The following is a 24,831-nucleotide window of genomic DNA, read 5'->3' as shown; positions in this document are numbered from 1 at the left end:
CAGGGTCTGCTCGGCGGGCAGGCGCAGGTGCCGGGTGCGGCGGGTACGTGGAAGGACCTGACCGACTCGGTCAACACGGCCTTCCGCAACCTGACGGGTCAGGTGCGGGACATCGCGCAGGTGACGACGGCGGTCGCCAACGGTGATCTGTCGCAGAAGGTCACCGTCGACGTCGCGGGCGAGATGCTGGAGCTGAAGAACACCGTCAACACGATGGTGTCGCAGCTGTCCTCCTTCGCCGACCAGGTGACGCGGATGGCGAGGGACGTGGGCACGGAGGGCCGCCTCGGCGGTCAGGCCCGCGTCGACGGTGTCTCCGGTACGTGGAAGGAGCTCACCGACTCCGTCAACTTCATGGCCGGCAATCTGACGTCCCAGGTGCGGCAGATCGCCCAGGTGACGACGGCGGTGGCGCGTGGTGACCTGTCGCAGAAGATCGACGTGGACGCGCGCGGCGAGATCCTGGAGCTGAAGAACACCATCAACACGATGGTCGACCAGCTGTCCGCCTTCGCGGAGCAGGTGACCCGGGTGGCCCGTGAGGTGGGTACGGACGGCCGGCTCGGGGGTCAGGCACAGGTGCCGGGCGTCGCCGGCGTGTGGCGCGATCTGACCGACTCGGTGAACGGCATGGCCGGGAACCTCACGGCTCAGGTCCGCAACATCGCGGGGGTCGCCACGGCGGTGGCGCGCGGTGATCTGTCGCAGAAGATCGACGTGGACGCGCGCGGCGAGATCCTGGAGCTGAAGAACACCCTCAACACGATGGTCGACCAGCTCTCCAGCTTCGCGGAGCAGGTGACGCGGGTGGCCCGTGAGGTGGGTACGGAGGGCATCCTGGGCGGTCAGGCCGAGGTGCAGGGAGTCTCCGGCACCTGGAAGGACCTCACCCAGTCCGTGAACTTCATGGCGAACAACCTGACTTCGCAGGTGCGCAACATCGCCGAGGTCACGACGGCGGTCGCCAAGGGCGATCTGTCCAAGAAGATCACCGTCGACGCCAAGGGCGAGATCCTTGAGCTGGTGACGACCGTCAACACGATGGTCGACCAGCTGTCGAACTTCGCGGACGAGGTGACGCGAGTCGCCCGTGAGGTGGGCACGGAAGGAATCCTGGGCGGTCAGGCGCGGGTGCGCGGGGTCACCGGCACCTGGAAGGACCTGAGCGACAACGTCAACCTGATGGCCAACAACCTGACCAGCCAGGTGCGGAACATCTCCCGCGTCTCCGCGGCGGTCGCCAACGGTGATCTGACGAAGAAGGTGACGGTCGAGGCGCGCGGCGAGGTCGCGGAGCTCGCCGACACCGTCAACACGATGGTGACGACGCTGTCGTCGTTCGCGGACGAGGTGACGCGAGTCGCCCGCGAGGTGGGTACGGAAGGCGAGCTGGGCGGTCAGGCGAGGGTTCCGGGCGTCTCGGGCACCTGGAAGGACCTGACCGAGTCGGTGAACTCGATGGCGTCGAACCTGACCGGTCAGGTGCGGCAGATCGCGACGGTCACCACCGCCATCGCCAAGGGCGATCTCACCAAGAAGATCGACATCGATGCGCGCGGTGAGATCCAGGAGTTGAAGAACACCATCAACACGATGGTCGACCAGCTGTCCAACTTCGCCGAGGAGGTCACGCGTGTGGCCCGTGAGGTGGGTACGGACGGGCAGCTGGGCGGTCAGGCCCGGGTCCGGGACGTCGACGGCACCTGGCGGGACCTGACCGAGTCCGTGAACGAGATGGCCGGGAACCTGACCCGGCAGGTGCGCGCCATCGCGGCCGTCGCCACCGCGGTGACCCGCGGCGACCTGAACCTCAAGATCGACGGTGTGGACGCGGCGGGCGAGATCCAGGCCCTCCAGGACAACATCAACACCATGATCGCCAACCTGCGCGACACGACCCTCGCCAACGAGGAGCAGGACTGGCTCAAGGGCAACCTGGCGCGGATCTCCGGTCTGATGCAGGGCCGTCGGGATCTGGACGACGTCGCCTCGCTCATCATGAGCGAGCTGACGCCGGTCGTCTCCGCCCAGCACGGCGCCTTCTTCGTGGCGCTGCAGACCGGCTCCTCGACCGCCAGCGCCGAACTCGGCGGCCAGGGCGAGGGCTCGTACGAGCTGCGGATGCGCGGCAGTTACGGATACTCAGCCGGGTCCATGCCCACCTCCTTCCGTCCCGGCGAGACGCTCATCGGGACGGCGGCGGAGGAGAAGCGGACGATCCAGGTCAATGTGCCGCCGGGCTATCTGAAGATCTCCTCCGGGCTCGGCGAGGCGGCGCCGGCGCATGTGATCGTGCTCCCCGTCCTCTTCGAGGGGAAGGTCCTCGGTGTGATCGAGCTGGCCTCGTTCCAGCCGTTCACCCAGATCCAGCGGGACTTCCTCAACCAGCTCGCCGAGCTGATCGCGACCACCGTCAACACCATCAGCGTCAACACCAAGACCGAGGTGCTGCTGAAGCAGTCGCAGGAGCTGACGGAGCAGCTGAGGGAGCGCTCGGCCGAGCTGGAGCACCGGCAGAAGGAGCTCCAGGGCTCCAACGCGGAGCTGGAGGAGAAGGCGGAGCTGCTCGCCCGGCAGAACCGGGACATCGAGGTGAAGAACACCGAGATCGAGGAGGCCCGGCAGGTCCTGGAGGAGCGGGCCGAACAGCTCGCCGTCTCCATGCGGTACAAGTCGGAGTTCCTCGCCAACATGTCGCACGAGCTGCGCACGCCGCTCAACTCGCTGCTGATCCTGGCCAAGCTGCTCGCCGACAATGCGGACCACAACCTCTCGCCCAAGCAGGTCGAGTTCGCCGAGACCATCCACGGCGCCGGTTCCGACCTGCTCCAGCTGATCAACGACATCCTCGACCTGTCCAAGGTCGAGGCGGGCAAGATGGACGTCTCCCCGACCCGTATCGCGCTGGTCCAGCTCGTCGACTACGTCGAGGCGACGTTCCGGCCGTTGACCGCGGAGAAGGGGCTGGACTTCTCGGTCCGGGTCTCGCCCGAACTTCCCGCCACGCTCCACACCGACGAGCAGCGGCTCCTCCAGGTGCTGCGCAACCTGCTGTCCAACGCGGTGAAGTTCACCGACACGGGCGCGGTGGAGCTGGTCATCCGGCCGGCCGGGACGGACGTGCCGCAGTCGATCCGCGAGCAGCTGCTGGAGGCGGGTTCGCTGCGCGACCCGGAGGCCGAGCTGATCGCGTTCTCCGTGACGGACACCGGCATCGGCATCGCTGCGGGCAAGATGCGGGTGATCTTCGAGGCGTTCAAGCAGGCCGACGGGACGACCAGCCGCAAGTACGGCGGTACGGGTCTGGGGCTCTCCATCAGCCGCGAGATCGCGCGGCTCCTCGGCGGTGAGATCTACGCGGCGAGCGAGCCGGGCCGCGGCTCGACGTTCACGCTCTACCTGCCGCTGAGCCCCAGCGAGCTGCCTCCGCACGGGTACGGGCAGGATCCGGGGTCGATCGACCCGCAGTCGGGTCTGGAGCACGGTGCCGGCGAGGAGAGCGGGCCCTACGCGCCCGGCCCGATGGCGGCCGACCTGCGCTCCGGCGCGGGGGCGCTGTTCCGGCACCGGCGCAAGGCCGTGCCGAGCGGGGTGGACGCGCGGCCGGCGCTGCCGGGCCAGCCCGGCCGGGTCGGCCAGAGCGAGCAGGCGGCGGCCGACGAGCGGGCGGATTCCGAGCCGCGCCGCACGTTCTCCTTCGGCGGCGAGAAGGTGCTGATCGTCGACGACGACATCCGTAACGTCTTCGCGCTCACCAGCGTTCTGGAACAGCACGGTCTGGCGGTGCTGTACGCGGAGAACGGGCGCGAGGGCATCGAGGTCCTGGAGCAGCACGACGATGTGACGGTCGTTCTGATGGACATCATGATGCCCGAGATGGACGGGTACGCGACGACGACCGCGATCCGGCGGATGCCGCAGTTCGCGGGGCTGCCGATCATCGCGCTCACGGCGAAGGCGATGAAGGGCGACCGGGAGAAGGCGATCGAGTCGGGCGCCTCCGACTACGTCACCAAGCCCGTCGATCCCGATCACCTGCTCTCCGTGATGGAAGAGTGGATGCGCGGAAACGGAACCGGGGGTTGTTGACGGACTGTCGCCGAGGGCGTGTGAGGGCGCGATATTCGGGGAACCTTCTGGTCTCTCACCGCGTTTCTGCTACGTGCACAGTGACATCGCGGTGACAGGGTGTGGCGACAGGCGGGGTGCGGCTACCATGACCGGCACAAGGACGGACGGCGCATGGGAGTCGTCTTCTGGGGCGGCGCCCGGTGCTTCCCCCGGCTCGGCGAGTCGGGGAGAGCCGATGCCGGGGCGAGGAGGACGGGGCATGGTGCAGAAGGCCAAGATCCTCCTGGTCGATGACCGGCCGGAGAATCTGCTGGCGCTGGAGGCCATTCTCTCCGCGCTCGATCAGACGCTGGTGCGGGCATCGTCCGGGGAGGAAGCGCTCAAGGCGCTGCTGACCGACGACTTCGCGGTCATTCTCCTGGATGTCCAGATGCCTGGAATGGACGGATTCGAGACCGCTGCTCACATCAAGCGGCGCGAGCGGACCCGGGACATCCCGATCATCTTCCTCACCGCGATCAATCACGGCCCGCACCACACCTTCCGGGGCTACGCCGCGGGCGCGGTCGACTACATCTCCAAGCCGTTCGACCCCTGGGTGCTGCGCGCCAAGGTCTCGGTCTTCGTCGAGCTGTACATGAAGAACTGTCAGCTGCGCGAGCAGGCCGCGCTGCTCCGCCTCCAGCTGGAGGGCGGCAGCGGGCACGGCGGTCACGCCAAGGAGTCGGCGGGGCTGCTCGCCGAACTCTCCGCACGTCTCGCGGCGGTCGAGGAGCAGGCCGAAGCGCTGTCCAAGCAGCTCGACGACGACTCGGCCGACGCCGCGGCCGTCGCCACCGCCGCACATCTGGAGCGCAAGCTCACCGGGTTGAGGCGGGCCCTCGACGCGCTGGAGCCCGGCACCGGCGGACCGCCCGTGCTCCCCTCCCAGAGCTGACACGCCATCAGTCATTCGGCGCCCGCGGTGAGCGGGCGTCAGTTTCGCGCCCGGGCAAGCACGACACGAACGGGTGAGCCCGGACGCGCACGTGTCCCTCGCCCCTCACACCGGTAACCTCAGCATCATGGCCTCACGTACGTCCGGCAAAGGTTCCCAGGGCGCGGCGGGCACCGCGAAGCCGCGCGCCGGCCGTACGACTGGCGCCGCGAAGAAAGCGGCGCCCGCGAAGTCCCCTGCCAAACCCCCCGCGAAGAAGACCGCGGCCAAGAAGGCCGCGCCCGCGAAGCGCGCGCCCGCCAAGAAGGCCGTGGCGAAGAAGGCGGCCCCCAAGCCCGCTCCGTCCCCGACCGGGGGCGTCTACCGGCTCGCCCGCGGAGTGTGGCTCGGCCTCGCGCATGCCGTGGGGGCGATGTTCCGGGGCATAGGACGCGGAGCGAAGGGGCTCGACCCGGCGCACCGCAAGGACGGTCTGGCACTGCTGCTGCTCGGCGTGGCGCTCGTCGTCGCGGCCGGGACCTGGTCCAATCTGCGCGGGCCGGTCGGCGACCTCGTGGAGATGCTCGTCACCGGCGCCTTCGGTCGCCTGGACCTGCTCGTGCCGCTGCTGGTCGGGGCCATCGGCGTCCGGCTGATCCTCTACCCGGAGAAGCCCGAGGCCAACGGCCGGATCGTGATCGGCCTGTCCGCCCTCGTCCTCGGCGTGCTCGGACAGGTCCACATCGCCTGCGGCTCCCCGGGGCGCGGTGAGGGCACCGAGGCCATGCAGGACGCCGGCGGCCTGATCGGCTGGGCGGCGTCCAAGCCGCTCGTGTTCATGATGGGCGAGGTCCTCGCCGTACCCCTGCTGGTCCTGCTCACGATCTTCGGGCTCCTCGTCGTCACCGCCACCCCCGTCAACGCGATCCCGCAGCGGCTGCGCGCGCTCGGCGCCCGGCTCGGGATCGTCGAGCCCGCCGACGCCCCCGAGGCGGCCGAGGAGACCTACGAGGACGACTGGCGCGAGGCCGCTCCGCAGCCCACCGGCCGTTCCCGGCGCGGCGCCCCCGGGCCCGCGCAGGTGTACGACGTCGACCGGGCCGAGGAGGAGGCGCTCACCCGGCGCAGCCGCCCGCGCCGCCCCTCGGCTCAGCCCGCCTTCGACCGTCCGATGGACGCGGTGGACGTCGCCGCCGCTGCGGCCGCCGCCCTGGACGGCGCCGTGCTCAACGGAATGCCGCCCTCCCCGCTGGTCGCCGACCTGACCCGCGACGTCACCGCCGAGCGGGCCGCCGCCCTGGCCGCGACCGCCGCCGAAGCAGCCGAGGCCTCTTCCGCCGCCCCGGTGCCGACCGCCCGCGGCGAGAAGGCCGGACGCATCCCCGGTGCCGTACCGGATCTGACCAAGCCGGCGCCCGAGCACTCCGAACTGCCGCCCCGCGCGGAGCAGCTGCAGCTCTCCGGGGACATCACCTACGCCCTGCCCTCGCTCGACCTGCTGGAGCGCGGTGGCCCGGGCAAGACGCGCAGCGCGGCGAACGACGCGGTGGTGGACTCGCTCTCCAACGTCTTCGCCGAGTTCAAGGTCGACGCGGCCGTCACCGGCTTCACGCGCGGGCCGACGGTCACGCGGTACGAGGTCGAGCTCGGCCCGGCCGTGAAGGTCGAGAAGATCACGGCGCTGACGAAGAACATCGCGTACGCCGTGGCCTCCCCGGACGTGCGGATCATCTCGCCGATCCCCGGGAAGTCCGCGGTCGGCATCGAGATCCCGAACTCCGACCGGGAGATGGTCAACCTCGGTGACGTGCTGCGCCTGGCCGCCGCGGCGGAGGACGACCATCCGATGCTGGTCGCGCTCGGCAAGAACGTCGAGGGCGGCTACGAGATGGCCAACCTGGCGAAGATGCCGCACGTCCTGGTCGCCGGCGCCACCGGCTCGGGAAAGTCCTCGTGCATCAACTGCCTGATCACGTCGATCATGATAAGAGCGACCCCCGAGGACGTCCGGATGGTGCTCGTCGACCCCAAGCGGGTCGAGCTCACCGCGTACGAGGGCATCCCGCACCTGATCACGCCGATCATCACCAACCCCAAGCGGGCCGCCGAGGCCCTGCAATGGGTCGTGCGCGAGATGGACCTGCGCTACGACGACCTGGCCGCCTTCGGCTTCCGGCACATCGACGACTTCAACGAGGCCATCCGCAACGGCAAGGTCAAGCTGCCCGAAGGCAGCGAGCGCGAGCTCAAGACCTATCCGTACCTGCTGGTGATCGTGGACGAGCTGGCCGACCTGATGATGGTCGCGCCCCGGGACGTCGAGGACGCCATCGTCCGTATCACCCAGTTGGCGCGAGCCGCCGGCATCCATCTGGTGCTCGCCACCCAGCGGCCCTCGGTGGACGTCGTCACCGGCCTGATCAAGGCGAACGTCCCCTCGCGGCTCGCGTTCGCGACCTCCTCGCTCGCCGACAGCCGGGTCATCCTCGACCAGCCCGGAGCCGAGAAGCTCATCGGAAAGGGTGACGGTCTGTTCCTGCCGATGGGCGCGAACAAGCCCGTCCGTATGCAGGGTGCCTTCGTCACCGAGGCCGAGGTCGCGGCCGTCGTGCAGCACTGCAAGGACCAGATGGCGCCGGTCTTCCGGGACGACGTCACCGTCGGGACCAAGCAGAAGAAGGAGATCGACGAGGAGATCGGCGACGACCTCGACCTGCTGTGCCAGGCGGCCGAGCTGGTCGTCTCCACGCAGTTCGGCTCGACGTCGATGCTCCAGCGCAAGCTGCGCGTCGGCTTCGCCAAGGCCGGGCGGCTGATGGACCTGATGGAGTCGCGGAACATCGTCGGGCCGAGCGAGGGGTCCAAGGCGCGCGACGTGCTCGTCAAGCCGGATGAGCTGGACGGGGTACTCGCCGTCATCCGTGGGGAGTCCGTGGAGTGAGACGGCGGGGGTCCGGGACCCGATCGGCGGATGTCCGGGGCACGGTCCGCGGGGGAGTCGCGGGCCTGCTCCACGGGTGGCTCACGCCATAACGAGACCTGGCCGAGACTCACTCGTAAGGGAACTTGGGCAACCGTTTCCCGTGGGCGTACGTCAAGTTGGAGGGAGGGACAGAACGATGTCCCAGCCTCATGGCGTACAAACTGCGTCCGCCCGGTTGCCCCACCCTTTCGTACCACCCATAGACTGAACGTCCAGCAGGTGGTTACACGCTCGAAAGGCGCTCTCGTGTCCATCGGCAACTCTCCCGAATCCCCCGAAGACGACCGGAACTTCCCGGCAGACGACCGGGATTCGATCGGTCGTGCTCTCCAGCAGGCCCGGATCGCCGCCGGTCTCACCGTCGACGAGGTCAGTGCCTCCACGCGCGTCCGCATCCCGATCGTTCACGCGATCGAGGAGGACGACTTCACGCGCTGCGGTGGCGACGTCTACGCCCGCGGTCACATTCGTACGCTCGCGCGCGCCGTGGGACTCGATCCCGCACAGCTCATCGAGCAGTACGACGCCGACCACGGCGGCCGGCCCGCGCCCACTCCCGCCGCACCCCTCTTCGAGGCGGAACGCATCCGCCCCGAGCCGCGTCGCCCCAACTGGACCGCCGCCATGGTGGCCGCGATCGTCGCCGTCGTCGGTTTCGTCGGCTTCACGATGTTCAACGGGAACGACACGACGAACACCGGTGGAGCGGTGGCGGAGGGCCCGGCCCCCGACAAGAAGACCACCGCCCCCACCACGAAGCCGACCAAGACCCCGAAGCCGGTCCCGACGGGGAGCGCCATCGCGGCGGTCCCGAAGGACAAGGTCACGGTCAAGCTGACCGCGATCGACGACAAGAGCTGGATCTCGGCCAAGGCCAGCGACGGCAAGCTGCTCTTCGACGGGCTCCTCCTCAAGGGCGAGTCCAAGACCTTCCAGGACGACGAGCGCGTCGATCTGATCCTCGGGAACGCCGGCCCGATCGAGCTCTTCGTGAACGGCAAGAAGATCGAAGAGAAGTTCGAGTCGGGTGCCGTCGAGCGCCTCTCGTACACCAAGGGCGCCCCCGAGTCCGGATGACCTTCCGGGCGGCCGTCGCGCAGGTGAACCCTGCGCGGCGGGGGTACGGCCAGGACGAAGTAGTCTTGAGTCCATGCCCGAACGCCGTACCGTCGCCCTTGTCACTCTTGGCTGCGCCCGTAACGAGGTGGACTCGGAGGAGCTCGCAGGCCGCTTGGCAGCGGACGGCTGGGAGCTCGTCGAGAACGCCGAGGACGCGGATGTCGCCGTCGTCAACACCTGTGGATTCGTCGAGGCCGCCAAGAAGGACTCCGTCGACGCCCTCCTCGAAGCCAATGATCTGAAGGATCACGGCAAGACCCAGGCCGTCGTCGCCGTCGGCTGCATGGCCGAGCGGTACGGCAAGGAGCTCGCCGAGGCGCTGCCCGAGGCGGACGGCGTGCTCGGCTTCGACGACTACGCCGACATCTCCGGCCGTCTCCAGACCATCCTCAACGGTGGCAGCGTGGAGGCCCACACCCCGCGCGACCGGCGCAAGCTGCTGCCGCTGTCCCCGGTGGAGCGCCAGCAGGCCGCCGCCGAGGTCGCCCTCCCGGGCCACGGCGCCGTCGAGGCGCCCGAGAACGTGCCGGCCGACCTCCCCGAGGGACTCGCCCCGGCCTCCGGCCCGCGCGCCCCGCTGCGCCGCCGGCTGGACCGCAGCCCCGTGGCCTCGGTGAAGCTCGCCTCCGGCTGCGACCGTCGCTGCTCCTTCTGCGCCATCCCGTCCTTCCGCGGCTCCTTCGTCTCGCGGCGTCCCTCCGACGTCCTCAACGAGACGCGCTGGCTCGCCGAGCAGGGCGTGAAGGAGATCATGCTGGTCTCCGAGAACAACACCTCCTACGGCAAGGACCTGGGCGACATCCGTCTCCTGGAGAGCCTGCTGCCCGACCTCGCGGCCGTCGACGGCATCGAGCGGGTCCGGGTCAGCTACCTGCAGCCCGCCGAGATGCGCCCCGGCCTCATCGACGTGCTGACGTCGACCGAGAAGGTCGCCCCTTACTTCGACCTGTCCTTCCAGCACAGCGCCCCCGACGTGCTCCGGGCCATGCGCCGCTTCGGCGACACCGACCGCTTCCTGGACCTCCTCGGCACGATCCGGGACAAGGCCCCGACGGCCGGCGCCCGGTCCAACTTCATCGTCGGCTTCCCCGGCGAGACGGAGGCGGACTTCGCGGAGCTGGAACGCTTCATCACCCACGCCCGGCTCGACGCCATCGGCGTCTTCGGCTACTCCGACGAGGACGGCACGGAAGCCGCCACGTACGAGCACAAGCTCGACCAGGAAGTCGTGGACGAGCGGCTCGCCCATCTCTCACGGCTCGCCGAGGAGCTCACCGCCCAGCGTGCGGAGGAGCGGATCGGAGAGACCCTGGAAGTACTCGTCGAATCGATCGACGAGGAGGACGGCGTGATCGGCCGTGCGGCCCACCAGGCGCCCGAGACGGACGGGCAGGTCGTCATCACCACGGACTCGGTCGACGGCCGGGATCTCGCTCCCGGCCGTATGGTCGTGGCGAAGGTCGTGGGAACGGAAGGCGTCGACCTGGTGGCCGAGTGTCTTTTTGAGGAGGCGGGCAGATGACCGGAGTCCCGGCATCCGCTTCGGGCGGGACCGGTAGGCCCGCGCCCGGCGGCAAGCTGGGGGTCCCCCCTCGCTCGCAGGGCGCAGGGGGAACCAAGGCCGTCGATCAGGCGGGCCTCTGGAACATCGCGAACATCCTCACCATGATCCGTCTGGTACTCGTGCCGGCCTTCGTGGTGCTGCTGCTCCAGGACGGTGGGCACGACCCGGTCTGGCGTGCCTGGGCCTGGGCCGCGTTCGCCGTCGCCATGATCACGGACGTCTTCGACGGCCATCTGGCGCGGACGTACAACCTGGTCACGGACTTCGGGAAGATCGCGGATCCGATCGCCGACAAGGCGATCATGGCCGCCGGACTGATCTGTCTGTCGTCGCTCGGGGACCTGCCCTGGTGGGTGACGGCGGTGATCCTCGCGCGTGAGCTGGGCATCACGCTGATGCGGTTCTGGGTGATCCGGCACGGGGTCATTCCGGCCAGCCGCGGCGGCAAGGTGAAGACGCTGGCGCAGGGCTCCGCGGTCGGCATGTACGTCCTGGTGCTCACCGGTCCACTCGCCACCTTGCGCTTCTGGGTGATGGCGGTGGCCGTCGTGCTGACGGTCGTCACCGCTCTGGACTATGTGCGAGAGGCGATCATCCTGCGACGCAAGGGGCTGGAGGCGGAACGCGCCGCGAAGGCCGGCGGCGGGGCGGTCGGCGCGGGCGGAGAGGCGGGAGGCGAGTCCGTTCCGGGGCAGCCCGCCACGGGGCCGGAGGCCGAGGCGCCGGAGGTACCCGGGGGTTCCGGGGCGTCCGCGAAGGGACCCGCGGCGGGGTCGGCGCGATGAAGGAAGCCGCCCGGGTGCTGGAACTGCTCGCGGAGAGTGGTCACACGGTGGCCGCCGCGGAGTCCCTCACGGGCGGCCTGGTGGCCGCGGAGCTCACGGGGGTGCCCGGAGCATCGAAGAGCTTCCGTGGGTCCGTCACGGCGTACGCCACGGCCCTCAAGCAGGAACTCCTGGGGGTCGACGCGACCCTTCTGGCGGAGCGCGGAGCGGTCGATCCCGAGGTCGCACTGCAGATGGCGGCGGGTGCGCGCCGGCGACTCGGCGCCGACTGGGGGGTCGCGACGACCGGCGTCGCCGGGCCCGACCCGCAGGACGGACAGCCCGTCGGAACGGTGTACGTGGCCGTCTCGGGACCCGTCGGAGCCGGGAAAGTGGCCGCATTGCGGTTGAACGGCGGCCGTGCGGAAATCCGTAGAGAGAGTGTACGGAGCGTGCTGGAACTGCTCGTCGACGAACTCTCGGGAAATGCGCGGGCACAGGATACGGAACAGAACGGGGGGAATTGATGTTTGCAGCCCTGAGTGAACACGACATCGCTCCCCGCACGGCCGCAGCGCGAGGCGGTACGGTGGGGCGTGAAGGATGCGGCTACGCGGTCCGAGGAGGGAGCCACCGATGATTCTGCTCCGTCGCCTGTTGGGTGACGTGCTGCGTCGGCAGCGCCAGCGCCAGGGCCGTACTCTGCGCGAAGTCTCCTCGTCCGCCCGAGTTTCGCTCGGCTATCTCTCCGAGGTGGAGCGGGGGCAGAAGGAGGCTTCCTCCGAGCTGCTCTCCGCGATCTGCGACGCGCTTGACGTACGGATGTCCGAGCTCATGCGTGAAGTGAGCGACGAGCTGTCGCTGGCCGAACTGGCCGAGTCTGCAGCGGCGAGCGAACCGGTGCCCGCGCCGGTACGTCGCCCGATGCTCAATTCGGTGTCGGTGACGTCGGTGGCAGGTGTGCCCACCGAGCGGGTGACCATCAAGGCGCCCGCGGAAGCGGTGGACGTCGTCGCTGCCTGATCCGAAGTGGGCGAAAGCCCCGGGTGGTGTCCTCCAAGGACGCCGGCCGGGGCTTTCGTCGTTCTCGGGGGTCTCCCGGGCTCGATTTCACGATTCCGGTCGCGTTTCGTCCAAGATGCCCGGCTTCACGGGTCCGTGCCATGGTGGGGAGGAACGTACGACTGGTTGGAGATCCCGCATGTCTGTCGTCAAGAGTTCCCTGTCCGACGCCGACCTCAAGACGGTCGGCGGCGCCCTGCAGGGCGCGCTGGTCGACCTGGTCGATCTCGCCCTGGTGGCCAAGCAGGTGCACTGGAACGTGGTCGGACCGCGCTTCCGCTCCGTCCATCTGCAGCTCGACGAGGTCGTGGTCACCGCGCGTCAGCACTCCGACATCGTGGCGGAACGCGCTTCCGCGATCGGAGTGAACCCTGACGGGCGTTCCGGGACGGTCGCGTCGACGAGCGCGATCGGCACCGTGTCGGTCCCCGACGGGTGGATCAAGGACGGGGACGCGGTGGGGATTCTGGTCGAAGCGCTCGGCGCCGTGGTCGTACGGATGCGAGAGCGCATCAAGGTGACCGACGACCCCGATCCGGTCACCCAGGACATCCTCATCGGTCTGACGGCCGACCTCGAGAAGCATGCCTGGATGTTCCAAGCGGAGAGCGCTTAGGCGTGGCGCGGGTGCCGAGTGTGCCGCGGGCGCTGTGCTTGCCGTGCTCGGCGTGCGCCGGGTCTGCCTCCGGTGCGCCCTCCCGCCGTGTGATACGGCCGGTCTAGCGTCGACCGGAGGAGGCGGCCATGGTACGGCGACGGGTTCCGCTGGTGACGCCCGCGTGGATCGCGGGCGGGCTGGTGGCCGGCGGGCTGTGGTGGTGGGCGGTGCTGCGACTGGTGCTGGTCCCGGAGCACTCGGGACTGGTGGAGGGGGCGGTCGCGGCCGGTGGCTGGGGGTTGAGCCTGCTGCCGGTGCATGTGACGGCGTCCGCCGCCACGGGCGGCCGGGCACGCGACGGCCGGAGGGCGGAGCGCACGGGGGGCGCACCGGTCACCACGGCATCGCGACCCCGCCGTTGGGGCGGAGGATCTGACCCGTCGTGAACGACGCGGCGTCGGAGGCGAGGTGGAGGACCGCGTGCGCGATGTCCTCCGGCTCGCCCACCCGGCCCAGGGGGGAGTGGCGGGCCATGGCCGTCTCCGCCTGCTCCTGAGCGGCCGGCTCGTGGCGGTCGGTCATGGGTGTGCGGATCCATCCGGGGGCGATCGCGTTGACCCGGATGCCGTGCCTCCCGACCTCCGTGGCCAGGGTCTTGGTCAGTTGCACGACGGCGGCCTTGGTGACGCTGTAGCAGAGCAGGCCCGGGCTCGCCGTGTCCATCGCGCCCGAGGCCATCGTGACGATGGAGCCGCGGGTCCCGGTCGCGATCATCGAGCGGGCCGCTTCCTGGCAGGCGTAGAGGACCCCCTTGAAGTTGACCGCGAGGACGCGGTCCAGATCCTCGTCGCGGGTGTCCAGAACGGTGCTCGTGTGCATGATTCCGGCGACGGCCGCCATCGTGTGCAGCGGGCCTGCGCTCGCGACGGCCGAGGCGAGGGCGGCGCGGTCGGTGACGTCGAGGGTGTGGGTGTGCGCGGTGCCGCCCCGTTTCTCGACGAGATCCGCCGTTCCACGGAGGCCGACTTCGTCGAGATCCGCGCAGTGGACGGTGGCGCCCGCTTCCGCGAGGAGCGTGGCGGTCGCGCGGCCGATCCCGCTCGCGGCGCCGGTGACGAACGCGGTGCGGCCGGTGAGGTCGTACGCCGTGAGGGCCATGACCGGACCGTACGACCGAATCTGACGGACCGTCAATTGGTGTGCGAGGATTCTACGGAGGGGCCCTCCTGGCAGCCGGGGCACCAGTACGTGACGCGCTCGCCGAGCTCGGCCCTGCGGATGGAGGCGCCGCAGCGCAGGCAGGGGCGGTGCTCGCGGCCGTAGACGTGGAGATGCTGTCCGGGCTGCCGGGTCGTCGTGGTGCGGCGGTCGGGGCGGTCCTTGTTCGCTTCGAGGAGGCGATGGGCGGTGGCGACGAGCCGCTCGGGGACGTCGGGCGGCAGCTCGCCGACCGGGAGCCAGGGGGTGACCGCGGCGAGGAAGGCCAGCTCCGACTTGTAGACGTTGCCGATGCCCGCGAGATTCCGCTGGTCCAGGAGCGCCTCGCCGAGCGTGCGGGCGGGATCGGCGGTGAGCCTGCGGACGGCTTCCGCCGGGTTCCAGTCCGGGCCGAGGAGGTCGGGGCCGAGATGACCGACGACGTTCTGCTCCTCTGCCGTTTGGATCAACTCCAGGACAGGGAGGCGGTAGCCGACGGCGGTGTGCTCCTCGTTGCCGAGGATCGCCCGGATCTGGTGGGTCGGGCCGCCGCGCCAGCGCTCACCCGGGGCGTACACCTGCCATGAGCCGTCCATCCGCAGATGCGAGTGGAGGGTCAGGCCGCCGTCGAACCGGGTGAGCAGGTGCTTGCCGCGTGGCGTCACGTCCAGGACCGAGCGGCCGGTCAGATCGGCGGTGGCGAAGCGGGGCACGCGCAGATCCGACCGCGTCACGACGCACCCGGCGAGCGCGGCATGCAGTCGGCGGGCGGCCTGCCAGACGGTGTCTCCTTCGGGCATGGCTCCATCATGGGTCGGTTACGGGCGGAGGCGCAGCCCCCTCGGCGTGGCGTGGAAGCCGGCGGCCTCCAACGGGCGGGCGAGTGGCGAGGTCAGGGCGGGGGAGCCGTTGACCCGCTCCACCGTGACCGTACCGAGCGACCCCGCCAGGGCGGCCTTGGCCAGGGACTCGGCCGCCGTTCTCAGCGCGGGATCCTCCGCGTCGGTGGGCCAGGACAGCAGGGTCTTCCCGCCGCGCTCCATGTACAGCGTCAGCTCGCCGTCGACCAGGACGACCATCGAGCCGGCCTTGCGGCCCGGCTTGTGCCCGGCGCCGGTCGGCGGCTCGGGCCAGGGCAGCGCCGCCCCGTACGCGTTGGCGGGGTCGGCCGCCGCCAGGACCACCGCGCGTGGGCCGGCACCCGCCTCCGCGCCGCGGTCGCGGGCGGTCGCCGCCGCGCGCAGCCGGTCGACGGCTCCGTCCATCGCGAACTGGGCGGCGCCGAGCCCCTCCACCACATAGCCGCGGCGGGCCTGCCCGCTGTCCTCGAACGCCGACAGGATCCGGTACGTGGCGGAGAAGCCGCCCTCCACGCCCTCGGCGGCCACCGCGCCCCGGGTGACCACGCCGTGCCGGTCCAGGAGGGTGCGGGCGAGCGCGTGGGCGCGGTGTGTCGGCTCCGGCTCCGCGGGCGGCAGCAGCGACCAGCGGCCGCTGACGGTGGGCGGTCCGGTCCGGGAGGCGGGCCGGGCGGTCGCGGTGAGCGTGCCGTAACGGCCGCGAGGGACCGTGCGCTTGGCGCGGTGGGCCGTCGACCCCGCCGTACGGCCGGAGCCGAGGAGGGAGCGCAGCGGGGCGAGGGTGTCGTTGGTGAGCCGTCCGGACCAGGCCAGATCCCAGACCGCGTCGGCGAGTTGGGGATCGGTGACGTCCGGGTGGGTGGTGGCCCGTACCTGGTCCGCGATCTGACGGAAGAACAGGCCGTACCCGCCGGACAGGATGGTGAGCACCGAATCGTGGAGGGCGGTGGTCTCCAGCGGGTGCGGCGGCGGCAGCAGCAGGGGCGCCGCGTCGGCGAGGTAGAGGGAGACCCAGCCGTCCTTGCCCGGCAGGGCGCCCGCGCCGGCCCAGACGACCTCGCCGGTCGTGGTCAGCTCGTCGAGCAGTGCGGGGGAGTAGTCCCTGACCCGGGACGGCAGGATCAGCTTCTCCAGGGCCGAGGCCGGCACGGGCGCGCCCTGCAACTGCTCCACGGCGCGGGCCAGTCCGTCGATCCCGCGCAGGCTGTTGCTCCCCAGGTGCTGCCACTGCGGCAGGAAGGTGGCGAGCGCGGCGGGGGGTACGGGCTCCAGTTCGTGGCGCAGCGCGGCGAGCGAGCGGCGGCGCAGGCGTCGCAGGACGGCGGCGTCGCACCACTCCTGGCCGATGCCCGAGGGGTGGAACTCGCCCTGGACGACGCGGCCGGCGGCGGCGAGGCGCTGGAGGGCGCCGTCGGTGACGGCCGCGCCGAGGCCGAAGCGGGCGGCGGCAGCGGAGGAGGTGAAGGGGCCGTGCGTGCGCGCGTGGCGGGCCAGCAGATCGCCCAGCGGGTCCTTGACCGGCTCCGTGAACGCCTCGGGGACCCCGACGGGAAGGGCGGTGCCAAGAGCGTCCCGCAGCCGGCCGGCGTCCTCGATCGCCGCCCAGTGGTCGGCGCCGCCGATCCGGACCCGGATGGCCCGCCGGGCGGCTCCCAGCTCCTGGGCCCAGGCGGGGTCGCCCCCACGCTCGGTCAACTCGGCCTCGGTGAGCGGGCCGAGGACGCGCAGTGCGTCGGCCACGCCCTCCACGTCCTTGATCCGGCGGTCCTCGGTGAGCCACTGGAGCTCCTGCTCCAGCTCGGTGAGAACCTCCGCGTCGAGCAGCTCTCGCAGCTCCGCCTGGCCGAGCAGCTCGGCGAGTAGGCGGGAGTCCAGCGACAGGGCGGCGGCCCGCCGCTCGGCGAGCGGGGAGTCGCCCTCGTACAGGAACTGGGCGACATAGCCGAAGAGCAGGGAGCGGGCGAAGGGAGAGGGCTCGGGGGTGGTCACCTCGACCAGCCGCACGCGGCGGGACTCGATGTCGCCCATCAGCTCCTGGAGCCCGGGGACGTCGAAGACGTCCTGGAGGCATTCGCGGACGGCCTCCAGGACGATCGGGAAGGAGCCGAACTCGCTCGCCACCTGGAGCAGTTGGGCGGCGCGCTGGCGCTGCTGCCAGAGCGGGGTGCGCTTGCCCGGATTGCGCTTGGGCAGCAGCAGGGCCCGCGCGGCGCACTCGCGGAAGCGGGAGGCGAACAGGGCGGAGCCGCCGACCTGGTCGGTGACGATCTGGCCGATCTCACCCTTGTCGAAGAGCGCGTCCGCCGCCCCGATCGGGGCCTGATCGGAGTCGTACGTGGTGTCGAGGTGCCGGTCGGGGCTCACCGGGTCGTCGAGAAGGTCGAGGCCCATCAGATCGGCGTCCGGAAGGCGCAGCACGATCCCGTCGTCCGCGTGCATGACCTGGGCGTCCATGCCGTACCGCTCGGCGAGGCGGGCTCCGAGGGCCAGCGCCCACGGGGCGTGCACCTGGGCCCCGAAGGGGGAGTGGATGACGACCCGCCAGTCCCCGAGCTCGTCCCGGAACCGCTCCACCAGGATCGTGCGGTCGTCCGGCACGTGCCCGCAGGACCGGCGCTGCTCGTCCAGATACGCCAGGACGTTGTCGGCGGCCCAGGCGTCCAGGCCCGCGGCGACCAGCCGCAGCCGTGCGTCCTCGGTCTCCAGCGAACCGACCTCGCGCAGGAAGGCGCCCACCGCGCGGCCCAGTTCGAGCGGGCGGCCCAGCTGGTCGCCCTTCCAGAACGGCAGCCGGCCCGGCACCCCGGGGGCGGGGGAGACCAGGACCCTGTCCCGCGTGATGTCCTCGATCCGCCAGGAGGTCGTGCCCAGGGTGAAGACGTCGCCGACCCTGGACTCGTACACCATCTCCTCGTCCAGCTCGCCGACCCGGCCACCGCCCTTCTTGGGGTCGGCGCCCGCGAGGAAGACCCCGAAGAGGCCCCGGTCGGGGATCGTTCCGCCCGAGGTGACGGCGAGCCGCTGCGCCCCCGGCCGACCGGTGACCGTGCCCGCGACCCGGTCCCAGACCACGCGCGGGCGCAGCTCGGCGAACGCGTCCGAGGGGTAGCGGCCGGCCAGCATGTCCAGGACAGCCGTGAACGCGGACTCGGGCAGCGAGGCGAACGGCGCCGCCCGCCGGACCGTGGCCAGCAGGTCGTCCACCTGCCAGGTGTCGAGGGCGACCATCGCGACCAGCTGCTGCGCGAGCACGTCCAGCGGATTCGCCGGGATGCGCATCGACTCGATCGAGCCGCTGCGCATCCGCTCGGTGACCACGGCCGCCTGGACCAGGTCTCCGCGGTACTTGGGGAACACCACGCCCGTGGAGACGGCGCCGACCTGGTGTCCGGCGCGGCCGACCCGCTGGAGGCCGGAGGCCACCGAGGGCGGGGACTCCACCTGCACGACCAGGTCCACCGCGCCCATGTCGATGCCCAGCTCCAGGCTGGAGGTGGCCACCACGGCGGGGAGCCTGCCGGCCTTGAGGTCCTCCTCCACCTGGGCGCGCTGCTCCTTGGAGACCGACCCGTGATGGGCGCGGGCGAGGAGCGCGGGAGCGCCCTGGGCGGCGCCGGACTGGGCCATGATCTCGGCGGGCGGCGGGCCGTCGTCCGGAAGGGCCTCGCCGGTGGCGCGCTCGTACGCGATCTCGTTCAGCCGGTTGCAGAGCCGCTCGGCGAGCCGGCGGGAGTTGGCGAAGACGATGGTGGAGCGATGGGCCTGGACGAGGTCGGCGATCCGCTCCTCGACATGCGGCCAGATCGACGGCTTGTCGCCGCCGTCCGTGCCCTCGGAGGCCGGGGAACCTCCCAGCTCGCCCATGTCCTCGACCGGGACGACCACCGACAGGTCGAACTCCTTGCCGGACGGCGGCTGGACGATCTCCACCTTGCGCTGCGGGGAGAGGTAGCGGGCCACCTCGTCGACGGGGCGGACCGTGGCCGACAGACCGATCCGGCGGGCCGGGCGGGGCAGCAGCTCGTCGAGACGCTCCAGGGACAGCGCGAGATGGGCGCCGCGCTTGGTCCCGGCGACGGCGTGGACCTCGTCCAGGATCACCGTCTCGATCCCGGCCAGCGCGTCGCGCGTGGCGGAGGTCAGCATCAGGAACAGCGACTCGGGGGTCGTGATCAGGATGTCCGGCGGCTTCGTGGCCAAGGCACGGCGCTCGGCGGGCGGGGTGTCACCGGAGCGGATGCCGACGCGGACGTCCGGCTCGGGCAGCCCGAGCCGGACCGACTCCTGGCGGATGCCGGTCAGCGGGGAGCGGAGATTGCGCTCGACGTCGACGGCGAGCGCCTTCAGCGGGGAGACGTACAGCACCCGGCAGCGCTTCTTGGGGTCTGCGGGCGGCGGTGTGGACGCCAGCTGGTCCAGGGAGGCGAGGAAGGCGGCCAGGGTCTTGCCGGAACCGGTCGGGGCGACCACGAGGACGTCCGAGCCCGCGCCGATGGCCTGCCAGGCACCCTCCTGCGCCGACGTGGGCGCGCGGAAGGCCCCGGTGAACCAGCCGCGGGTCGCGGGGGAGAACGAGTCGAGCGCAGACCTGACCATGCCACCCATCGTGCACCCCGTCACTGACAACCGCCCGGACCTGGGGAAACCCGCTCGATGCCGAAGCGGCCGGTGGCGCAGAATGGAGCTATGGCGAGTGGGGAGCGGGCACGGTACTGGCAGTACTCCGAGCTGCCGGGCGTCGACCTGTTGCACGCCCACTACGTTCGCAAGGCGTTCGCCCGCCACACCCACGAGACCTTCGTCTTCGCCGCCATCACGGAGGGTGTCGAGGCGTTCCACTATCGCGACGAGCTCGTGCACGCGGGGCCCGGGCAGATCGCCCTGGTCAACCCCGACACCCCGCACACCGGGCATGCGGGTGTCCCGGAGGGCTGGACGTACCGGACGATCTACCCGGACGCGGAGGTGATCCGGTCGATCGCGGCGGACGCGATCGGGCTGCGGGGGTCCGTCGGCTTCACCGAACCCGTCGTGGACGATCCGTACGCCGCCCAGCTCGTCATCGGGGTCCACCGGGCCGCCGAGGAGGGCAACGCACTGGCCGCCGACAGCCTGCTGCGGCTGGTCACGGCGAGGATGCTGCGCAGTCACGGGGGTCGCCTGGTGTCGCCGCCGACAGCGCGCTCGGCCGGCGCGAGCAACGCGGTACGCGCGCGTGCCGTCCTGGAGGAGCGGATGGCCGACCCGCCGACCCTGGAGCGTCTCGCCGCCGAGTTCGGGACCAGCCCCTTCGCGCTGCTACGGGCCTTCCGTGAGACGTACGGGATGCCGCCCCACACCTGGCTGACGGACGCGCGCGTGCGGCGGGCGCGGCGACTGCTGGACGCGGGCACGACGCCGGCGGAGGCGGCCGTCGCCGTCGGCTTCACCGACCAGCCTCACCTCAACCGGCACTTCACGCGAAGCGTCGGCGTCCCGCCGGGCGCGTACCAGCGCGCGCGGGGCACCAGAGCGTAGGACCTGCGCTGGGGCGCGGCGGGGCGGGTGCGCAGGGCGGGCGGGAACGCGGCGGGACAGGCGTACGGGACGGCCGGTCGTAAGGCCGTAGCGGGGTGCAAGAACGTACAAGACCGCCGGTGGCCGCGGCTCGTAACGTCTCTCACGTGGCAGAACAGACAGCAACCCCAGTCATACGGGAGATCACGAAGCGGGACTCGGCCGTCGTACGCGACGCGCTCGGGGTCGGGATCGCCGTCGGTCTCTCCGGCTTCGCCTTCGGAGTGACCTCCGCGGGATCCGGACTCAGCCTGCTCCAGACCTGCGTGCTCAGCCTGCTCGTCTTCACCGGAGCCTCGCAGTTCGCCCTGGTGGGGGCGCTCGCGGCGGGCGGGAACCCGTTCACCGCCGCGGCGGGAGCGTTCTTCCTGGGCACGCGCAACGCGTTCTACGGACTGCGACTGTCGCAGCTTCTCTCCCTGCCGCGCGCCGCCAAGCCCTTCGCCGCCCAGTGGGTGATCGACGAGACGGCGGCGGTGTCGCTCGCGCAGCCGACGCGACGGGCCGCCCGGATCGGGTTCACCGTCACCGGACTCACGCTCTACGTGCTGTGGAACCTGACGACCCTGCTGGGCGCCCTCGGTGCGGAAGCCATCGGCGACACCGACGCCTGGGGCCTGGACGCCGCCGGACCGGCCGTCTTCCTGGCCCTGCTCGCTCCCATGCTGAAGACGGCGACGGAGCGTTACACCGCGGGGATCGCCGTCGTCCTCGGCCTCGGCCTGCTGCCCGTCCTCCCGGCGGGCGTCCCGGTCCTGGCGGCGGCGCTCGCCGCGCCGGCCGTGCTGTGGCTGCAGGGGCGGCGGATCGGCCGTACCGATGGGGCCGGCCGGATGGATGAGACCGGCGATGAGACCGGTGAGGAGAACAACCGATGAGTGTCTGGATCGCGATCGGCCTCACGGCCGTCGGCTGCTACCTCGTGAAGCTGGTCGGCCTCCTCGTGCCCGCCGGCGCGCTGGAACGCCCACTCGTCCAACGGCTCGCCGCCCTGCTGCCGGTCGCTCTGCTGGCGGCGCTCACCGCCCAGCAGACCTTCAGCGCCGACGGTGCCCTCACCCTGGACGCCCGGGTCGTGGGCGTCGCGGCGGCCGCCGTCGCCCTGGTCCTGCGGGCGCCCTTCCTGGTCGTCGTGGCCGCGGCGGTGCTGGTCACCGCGGGCGTGAGGGCCCTGGGCGGGTGACGGTGGCCCGCAGGCCGTCGTCCTGTGCGCGGGTGACGGCCGCCCGCGGGCCGTCACCCGGTGCGCGTCGCAGGCGCGGGTCTCTTGTGTCCGATGGCGTCAGTCGATCGGGCGGCCGTGGGCCCGCAGGGTGCGCAACGCCTCGATGGTGATCATCGGACGCGCTTCCAGTGCGGTCCCCGGGGCCCATCGGCGCCAGGTGACCGGCCAGCCGCCGTCCTCCTGCTGGGCGGCGGCGAGGTGGTCCAGCGACCGTGTCATCTCCTCGTCCGTGAACCATCGGCGGGCCAGGGAGTCCGGCACGCGCGCGTAGTCGTGGGGAAAGTGGTGCTCGCCGGGTGCGTACCCCGGTGCCACGGGGAAGTCGTCGAGGCGCTCGGGATCGAGGGCCGCCAGCCGCTGCTCCCGCACCAGCCGACCGAGGCGGTCCGCCACCGCCTGCGCCCGCGAACGGTCCGGGACCCCGTCGAGGAAGGCGACGGCCGCCTGGATCTCGTACGGATGGGACTTCTCCAGGGACTCGACCGCCGACCAGCAGAACTCGGTGGCACGGAACAGCCAGGCGTGCCACACCTGGTTCCGGTGGAGGAGCCCGACGACGGGGCCCGTGGAGAGCAGGGCACTGGGCGGGTCGTCGACGATCGGCACGAAGGGCGCGGCGGGGTAGCCGCGCAGTGACGGATGGATCGCCGGCAACGCCCCCTCGTGGGTGGAGATGTCGGTGAGGTAGCGGCAGATCCGCTCGACCCGCAGTCCGCCGCAGCGGCCGATCGAGTCGAGGATCCGCAGCGCGTGCCCGGTGTGCAGCGGCTGGCTGACGGGGCCGCGCAGATCCGGTTCGAGAGCGTGTCCGTACCCTCCGTCCTCGTTGAGGTACGCGTTGAGGGCGACTTCGACGGGTTCCGCGCCGCCGCGCAGGAAGTGATAGGCGAACCGGCGCTGTTCGAGCACGCGGGCCGTCAGCCAGATGAAGTGCTCGGCGCGCCCGAGGAGTGTCGGGTGCGGAGCCGCGAGAGGAGTTCCAGCCATGGTCCGACCGTAGGCCGCGCAGGACGTGTGACAAGGCTTACGGACCGGGCTGCACTCTTGGGAGCGGGATACTGGGTTCATGCGGTTGACGATTTTATGGGAGCGGATGGCGGACCACTTCGGTGCGTCCTACGCCGAGTCCTTCGCGCGGGACCATGTGATGTCGGAACTGGGCGGTCGTACGGTGCGTGAGGCACTGGACGCCGGCTGGGAGGCGAAGGACGTGTGGCGGGCGGTCTGCTCGGCACTCGACGTGCCGGCCGACAAGCGCTGAGACCCCCGGCCGGGGCGGAATGTCCGCGCCGTGCGCGAGACTGGCGGGGTGGCTCCGACTGACGACACCGACGAGACCGACAAGACGACACCCGACGAGACCTTCGACGCGACCCTCGGCGGGACCTCCGACCAGAGCGTGACCGCGAGAGCCCCGGAGACGGGGCCGTTGGCGCGCACGGAGGTGCGCGGCGCCCCGGTGGCGGCCCCCGAGGGCGAGCCGGTGGGCGCGTCCGGGCCGTCCGTGCCCGCCCCTTCCTCCGCGCCGGATGCCTCCGCGTCCCCCTCGGCCCAGGCCGGAGCGGGCGCGGCCGGACCACCCGCCGCCGGACGCACCTCGGCCGGATCCGCCGCGCGGATGCCCCGCTGGCTGCCGCGCGCCCTGCTGCTCGCCCTTGCGCTCTACGCCTGCTTCCAGCTCGGCAGTTGGGCCTTCCACCAGCTCATCGGCCTGCTCGTCAACGTCCTCGTCGCGTTCTTCCTGGCCCTCGCCATCGAACCGGCCGTCGGGCGCATGGCCGCCCGGGGGATGCGCCGCGGCCTCGCCACGTTCCTCGTCTTCTTCACCGTCATGGTCGTCGGCGTCGGCTTCGTGGTGCTGCTCGGGTCGATGCTGGCGGGCCAGATCGTCGACATGGTCGAGAACTTCCCCAAGTACCTCGACTCGTTGATCAACTGGATGAACCAGACGTTCCACACGGAGCTGTCCCGGGTCGAGGTCCAGGACAGCGTGCTCCGCTCCGACTGGCTGCGGAAGTACGTGCAGAACAGCGCCACCGGCGTCCTCGACGTCTCCGCCACCGTCCTCGGCGGCCTCTTCAAGCTGCTGACGATCTTCCTGTTCTCGTTCTACTTCGCGGCCGACGGGCCCCGGCTGCGCCGCGCGCTGTGCTCGGTCCTGCCGCCGGCCCGCCAGACAGAGGTGCTGCGGGCCTGGGAGATCGCCGTCGACAAGACCGGCGGCTACCTCTACTCCCGCGGTCTGATGGCGCTGATCTCCGGAGTCGCGCACTACATCCTGCTGGAGATCCTCGGGGTGCCGTACGCACCCGCGCTCGCGGTCTGGGTCGGCCTGGTCTCGCAGTTCATCCCCACCATCGGTACGTATCTGGCGGGCGCGCTGCCCATGCTGATCGCGTTCACCGAGAACCCCTGGTACGCGCTGTGGGTGCTGGTCTTCGTCGTGGTCTACCAGCAGTTCGAGAACTACGTCCTCCAGCCGAAGCTGACGTCCAAGACCGTGGACATCCACCCGGCGGTGGCCTTCGGGTCGGTGATCGCCGGCACGGCGCTGCTCGGCGCGGTCGGCGCGCTGATCGCCATCCCGGCCGTCGCCACCCTGCAGGCGTTCCTCGGTGCCTATGTGAAGCGGTACGACGTCACCGACGATCCGCGCGTCCACGGCCACCGGCGTTACGGAGAGGCGGTCGTCGCCCGGCTCCAGAAGGCGCTGCACCAGCGGAAGGACCAGGGGCAGGGGGCGACGCCGTCCCCGGAGGAATCGGCCTCCCGGGACGGCGCCTGACCCTGCGACGCCGTCCCCGGAGGAAGCGGCCTGCCTCCCGGGACGGCGCCTGACCCTGCGACGCCGTCCCCGGAGGAAGCGGCCTGCCTCCCGGGACGGCGCCTGACCCGTACTACGCCCGGCCCGCAGGC

Annotated in this window: 19 protein-coding genes; 15 read left to right on the top strand and 4 right to left on the bottom strand. The window is 71.3% G+C overall.

Features of this window, described 5'->3' with window-relative positions; translation table 11 throughout:
* From ACFQ7Q_RS29645 to ACFQ7Q_RS29600, 10 genes are all read left to right on the top strand, one after another.
* Positions 1 to 4,089, top strand: a 4,089-nt coding sequence (locus ACFQ7Q_RS29645) for a HAMP domain-containing protein (RefSeq protein WP_383560316.1), incomplete at its 5' end; no start/stop codon positions are given.
* Between the two features lie 241 nt (positions 4,090 to 4,330).
* Positions 4,331 to 5,008, top strand: coding sequence for a two-component system response regulator (locus ACFQ7Q_RS29640; RefSeq protein ID WP_376439115.1), 678 nt, complete (start codon positions 4,331 to 4,333; stop codon positions 5,006 to 5,008).
* A gap of 127 nt (positions 5,009 to 5,135) precedes the next feature.
* Positions 5,136 to 7,928, top strand: a complete 2,793-nt coding sequence (locus ACFQ7Q_RS29635) for a DNA translocase FtsK (RefSeq protein ID WP_383560314.1) — start codon at positions 5,136 to 5,138, stop codon at positions 7,926 to 7,928.
* Positions 7,929 to 8,216: 288 nt separating this feature from the next.
* Complete coding sequence (locus ACFQ7Q_RS29630) at positions 8,217 to 9,047, top strand: helix-turn-helix domain-containing protein (RefSeq protein ID WP_383560312.1); 831 nt, start codon at positions 8,217 to 8,219, stop codon at positions 9,045 to 9,047.
* A 73-nt stretch (positions 9,048 to 9,120) separates the two neighbouring features.
* Positions 9,121 to 10,611 (top strand): 30S ribosomal protein S12 methylthiotransferase RimO, encoded by a 1,491-nt coding sequence (gene rimO / locus ACFQ7Q_RS29625; RefSeq protein ID WP_383560311.1) that lies wholly within the window; start codon positions 9,121 to 9,123, stop codon positions 10,609 to 10,611.
* Positions 10,608 to 11,438, top strand: coding sequence for a CDP-diacylglycerol--glycerol-3-phosphate 3-phosphatidyltransferase (pgsA, locus tag ACFQ7Q_RS29620; protein ID WP_383560309.1), 831 nt, complete (start codon positions 10,608 to 10,610; stop codon positions 11,436 to 11,438). The genes rimO and pgsA overlap by 4 nt, the downstream gene beginning before the upstream one ends.
* Positions 11,435 to 11,944: a CinA family protein gene (locus ACFQ7Q_RS29615; RefSeq protein WP_383560307.1), complete on the top strand. Its 510-nt coding sequence runs from the start codon at positions 11,435 to 11,437 to the stop codon at positions 11,942 to 11,944. Before pgsA ends, ACFQ7Q_RS29615 begins: the two co-directional genes overlap by 4 nt.
* Positions 11,945 to 12,053: 109 nt before the next feature.
* Positions 12,054 to 12,440 carry a helix-turn-helix transcriptional regulator gene (locus ACFQ7Q_RS29610; RefSeq protein WP_352018529.1) on the top strand — a complete coding sequence of 129 codons (387 nt, stop codon included), beginning with the start codon at positions 12,054 to 12,056 and terminating at the stop codon, positions 12,438 to 12,440.
* A gap of 178 nt (positions 12,441 to 12,618) precedes the next feature.
* A complete protein-coding gene (locus ACFQ7Q_RS29605; RefSeq protein ID WP_383560306.1) occupies positions 12,619 to 13,095 on the top strand; it encodes a Dps family protein in 477 nt (158 codons plus the stop codon).
* Between the two features lie 128 nt (positions 13,096 to 13,223).
* Positions 13,224 to 13,523: a hypothetical protein gene (locus ACFQ7Q_RS29600; protein WP_383560304.1), complete on the top strand. Its 300-nt coding sequence runs from the start codon at positions 13,224 to 13,226 to the stop codon at positions 13,521 to 13,523.
* Here the strand turns inward: ACFQ7Q_RS29600 and ACFQ7Q_RS29595 are convergent.
* Genes ACFQ7Q_RS29595 through ACFQ7Q_RS29585 form a run of 3 tightly spaced genes read right to left on the bottom strand, consistent with a single transcriptional unit; the run spans position 13,471 to position 19,730 of the window.
* A complete protein-coding gene (locus ACFQ7Q_RS29595) occupies positions 13,471 to 14,235 on the bottom strand; it encodes an SDR family NAD(P)-dependent oxidoreductase (RefSeq protein ID WP_383560302.1) in 765 nt (254 codons plus the stop codon). The genes ACFQ7Q_RS29600 and ACFQ7Q_RS29595 overlap by 53 nt on opposite strands.
* 32 nt (positions 14,236 to 14,267) lie before the next feature.
* On the bottom strand, positions 14,268 to 15,074 hold the full coding sequence (locus ACFQ7Q_RS29590) for an Fpg/Nei family DNA glycosylase (protein WP_383560300.1): 807 nt from the start codon (positions 15,072 to 15,074) through the stop codon (positions 14,268 to 14,270).
* Between the two features lie 18 nt (positions 15,075 to 15,092).
* On the bottom strand, positions 15,093 to 19,730 hold the full coding sequence (locus tag ACFQ7Q_RS29585) for an ATP-dependent helicase (RefSeq protein WP_383560299.1): 4,638 nt from the start codon (positions 19,728 to 19,730) through the stop codon (positions 15,093 to 15,095).
* Positions 19,731 to 19,820: 90 nt separating this feature from the next.
* On the opposite strand from ACFQ7Q_RS29585, the gene ACFQ7Q_RS29580 reads away from it, so the two are divergent.
* The 3 genes from ACFQ7Q_RS29580 to ACFQ7Q_RS29570 all read left to right on the top strand — a co-directional run bounded on the left by ACFQ7Q_RS29580 (position 19,821) and on the right by ACFQ7Q_RS29570 (position 21,873).
* The gene (locus ACFQ7Q_RS29580) at positions 19,821 to 20,651 is read left to right on the top strand and encodes an AraC family ligand binding domain-containing protein (protein WP_383560297.1); all 831 of its coding nucleotides are present in this window, start codon (positions 19,821 to 19,823) and stop codon (positions 20,649 to 20,651) included.
* A gap of 146 nt (positions 20,652 to 20,797) precedes the next feature.
* Positions 20,798 to 21,568 carry an AzlC family ABC transporter permease gene (locus ACFQ7Q_RS29575; protein WP_383560295.1) on the top strand — a complete coding sequence of 257 codons (771 nt, stop codon included), beginning with the start codon at positions 20,798 to 20,800 and terminating at the stop codon, positions 21,566 to 21,568.
* Entirely contained in the window at positions 21,565 to 21,873 is a 309-nt protein-coding gene (locus ACFQ7Q_RS29570; protein WP_383560293.1) for an AzlD domain-containing protein, read from the top strand. The genes ACFQ7Q_RS29575 and ACFQ7Q_RS29570 overlap by 4 nt, the downstream gene beginning before the upstream one ends.
* Positions 21,874 to 21,972: 99 nt before the next feature.
* On the opposite strand, the gene ACFQ7Q_RS29565 is transcribed toward ACFQ7Q_RS29570, so the two are convergent.
* Positions 21,973 to 22,902: a hypothetical protein gene (locus tag ACFQ7Q_RS29565; RefSeq protein WP_383560292.1), complete on the bottom strand. Its 930-nt coding sequence runs from the start codon at positions 22,900 to 22,902 to the stop codon at positions 21,973 to 21,975.
* A 79-nt stretch (positions 22,903 to 22,981) separates the two neighbouring features.
* Here ACFQ7Q_RS29565 and ACFQ7Q_RS29560 point away from each other — a divergent pair, with 79 nt between their 5' ends.
* Both ACFQ7Q_RS29560 and ACFQ7Q_RS29555 read left to right on the top strand, forming a co-directional pair.
* Positions 22,982 to 23,176 (top strand): DUF3046 domain-containing protein, encoded by a 195-nt coding sequence (locus ACFQ7Q_RS29560; RefSeq protein WP_383560290.1) that lies wholly within the window; start codon positions 22,982 to 22,984, stop codon positions 23,174 to 23,176.
* 357 nt (positions 23,177 to 23,533) lie between these two features.
* The gene (locus ACFQ7Q_RS29555) at positions 23,534 to 24,700 is read left to right on the top strand and encodes an AI-2E family transporter (protein WP_383560322.1); all 1,167 of its coding nucleotides are present in this window, start codon (positions 23,534 to 23,536) and stop codon (positions 24,698 to 24,700) included.
* The last annotated feature ends 131 nt before the right edge of the window (positions 24,701 to 24,831 follow it).

The organism is Streptomyces sp. NPDC056527, assembly GCF_042794475.1.
Lineage (GTDB): Bacteria > Actinomycetota > Actinomycetes > Streptomycetales > Streptomycetaceae > Streptomyces.
Note: the sequence above shows the minus strand (reverse complement) of the source record. Positions and strands in the feature narration are given on the sequence as shown.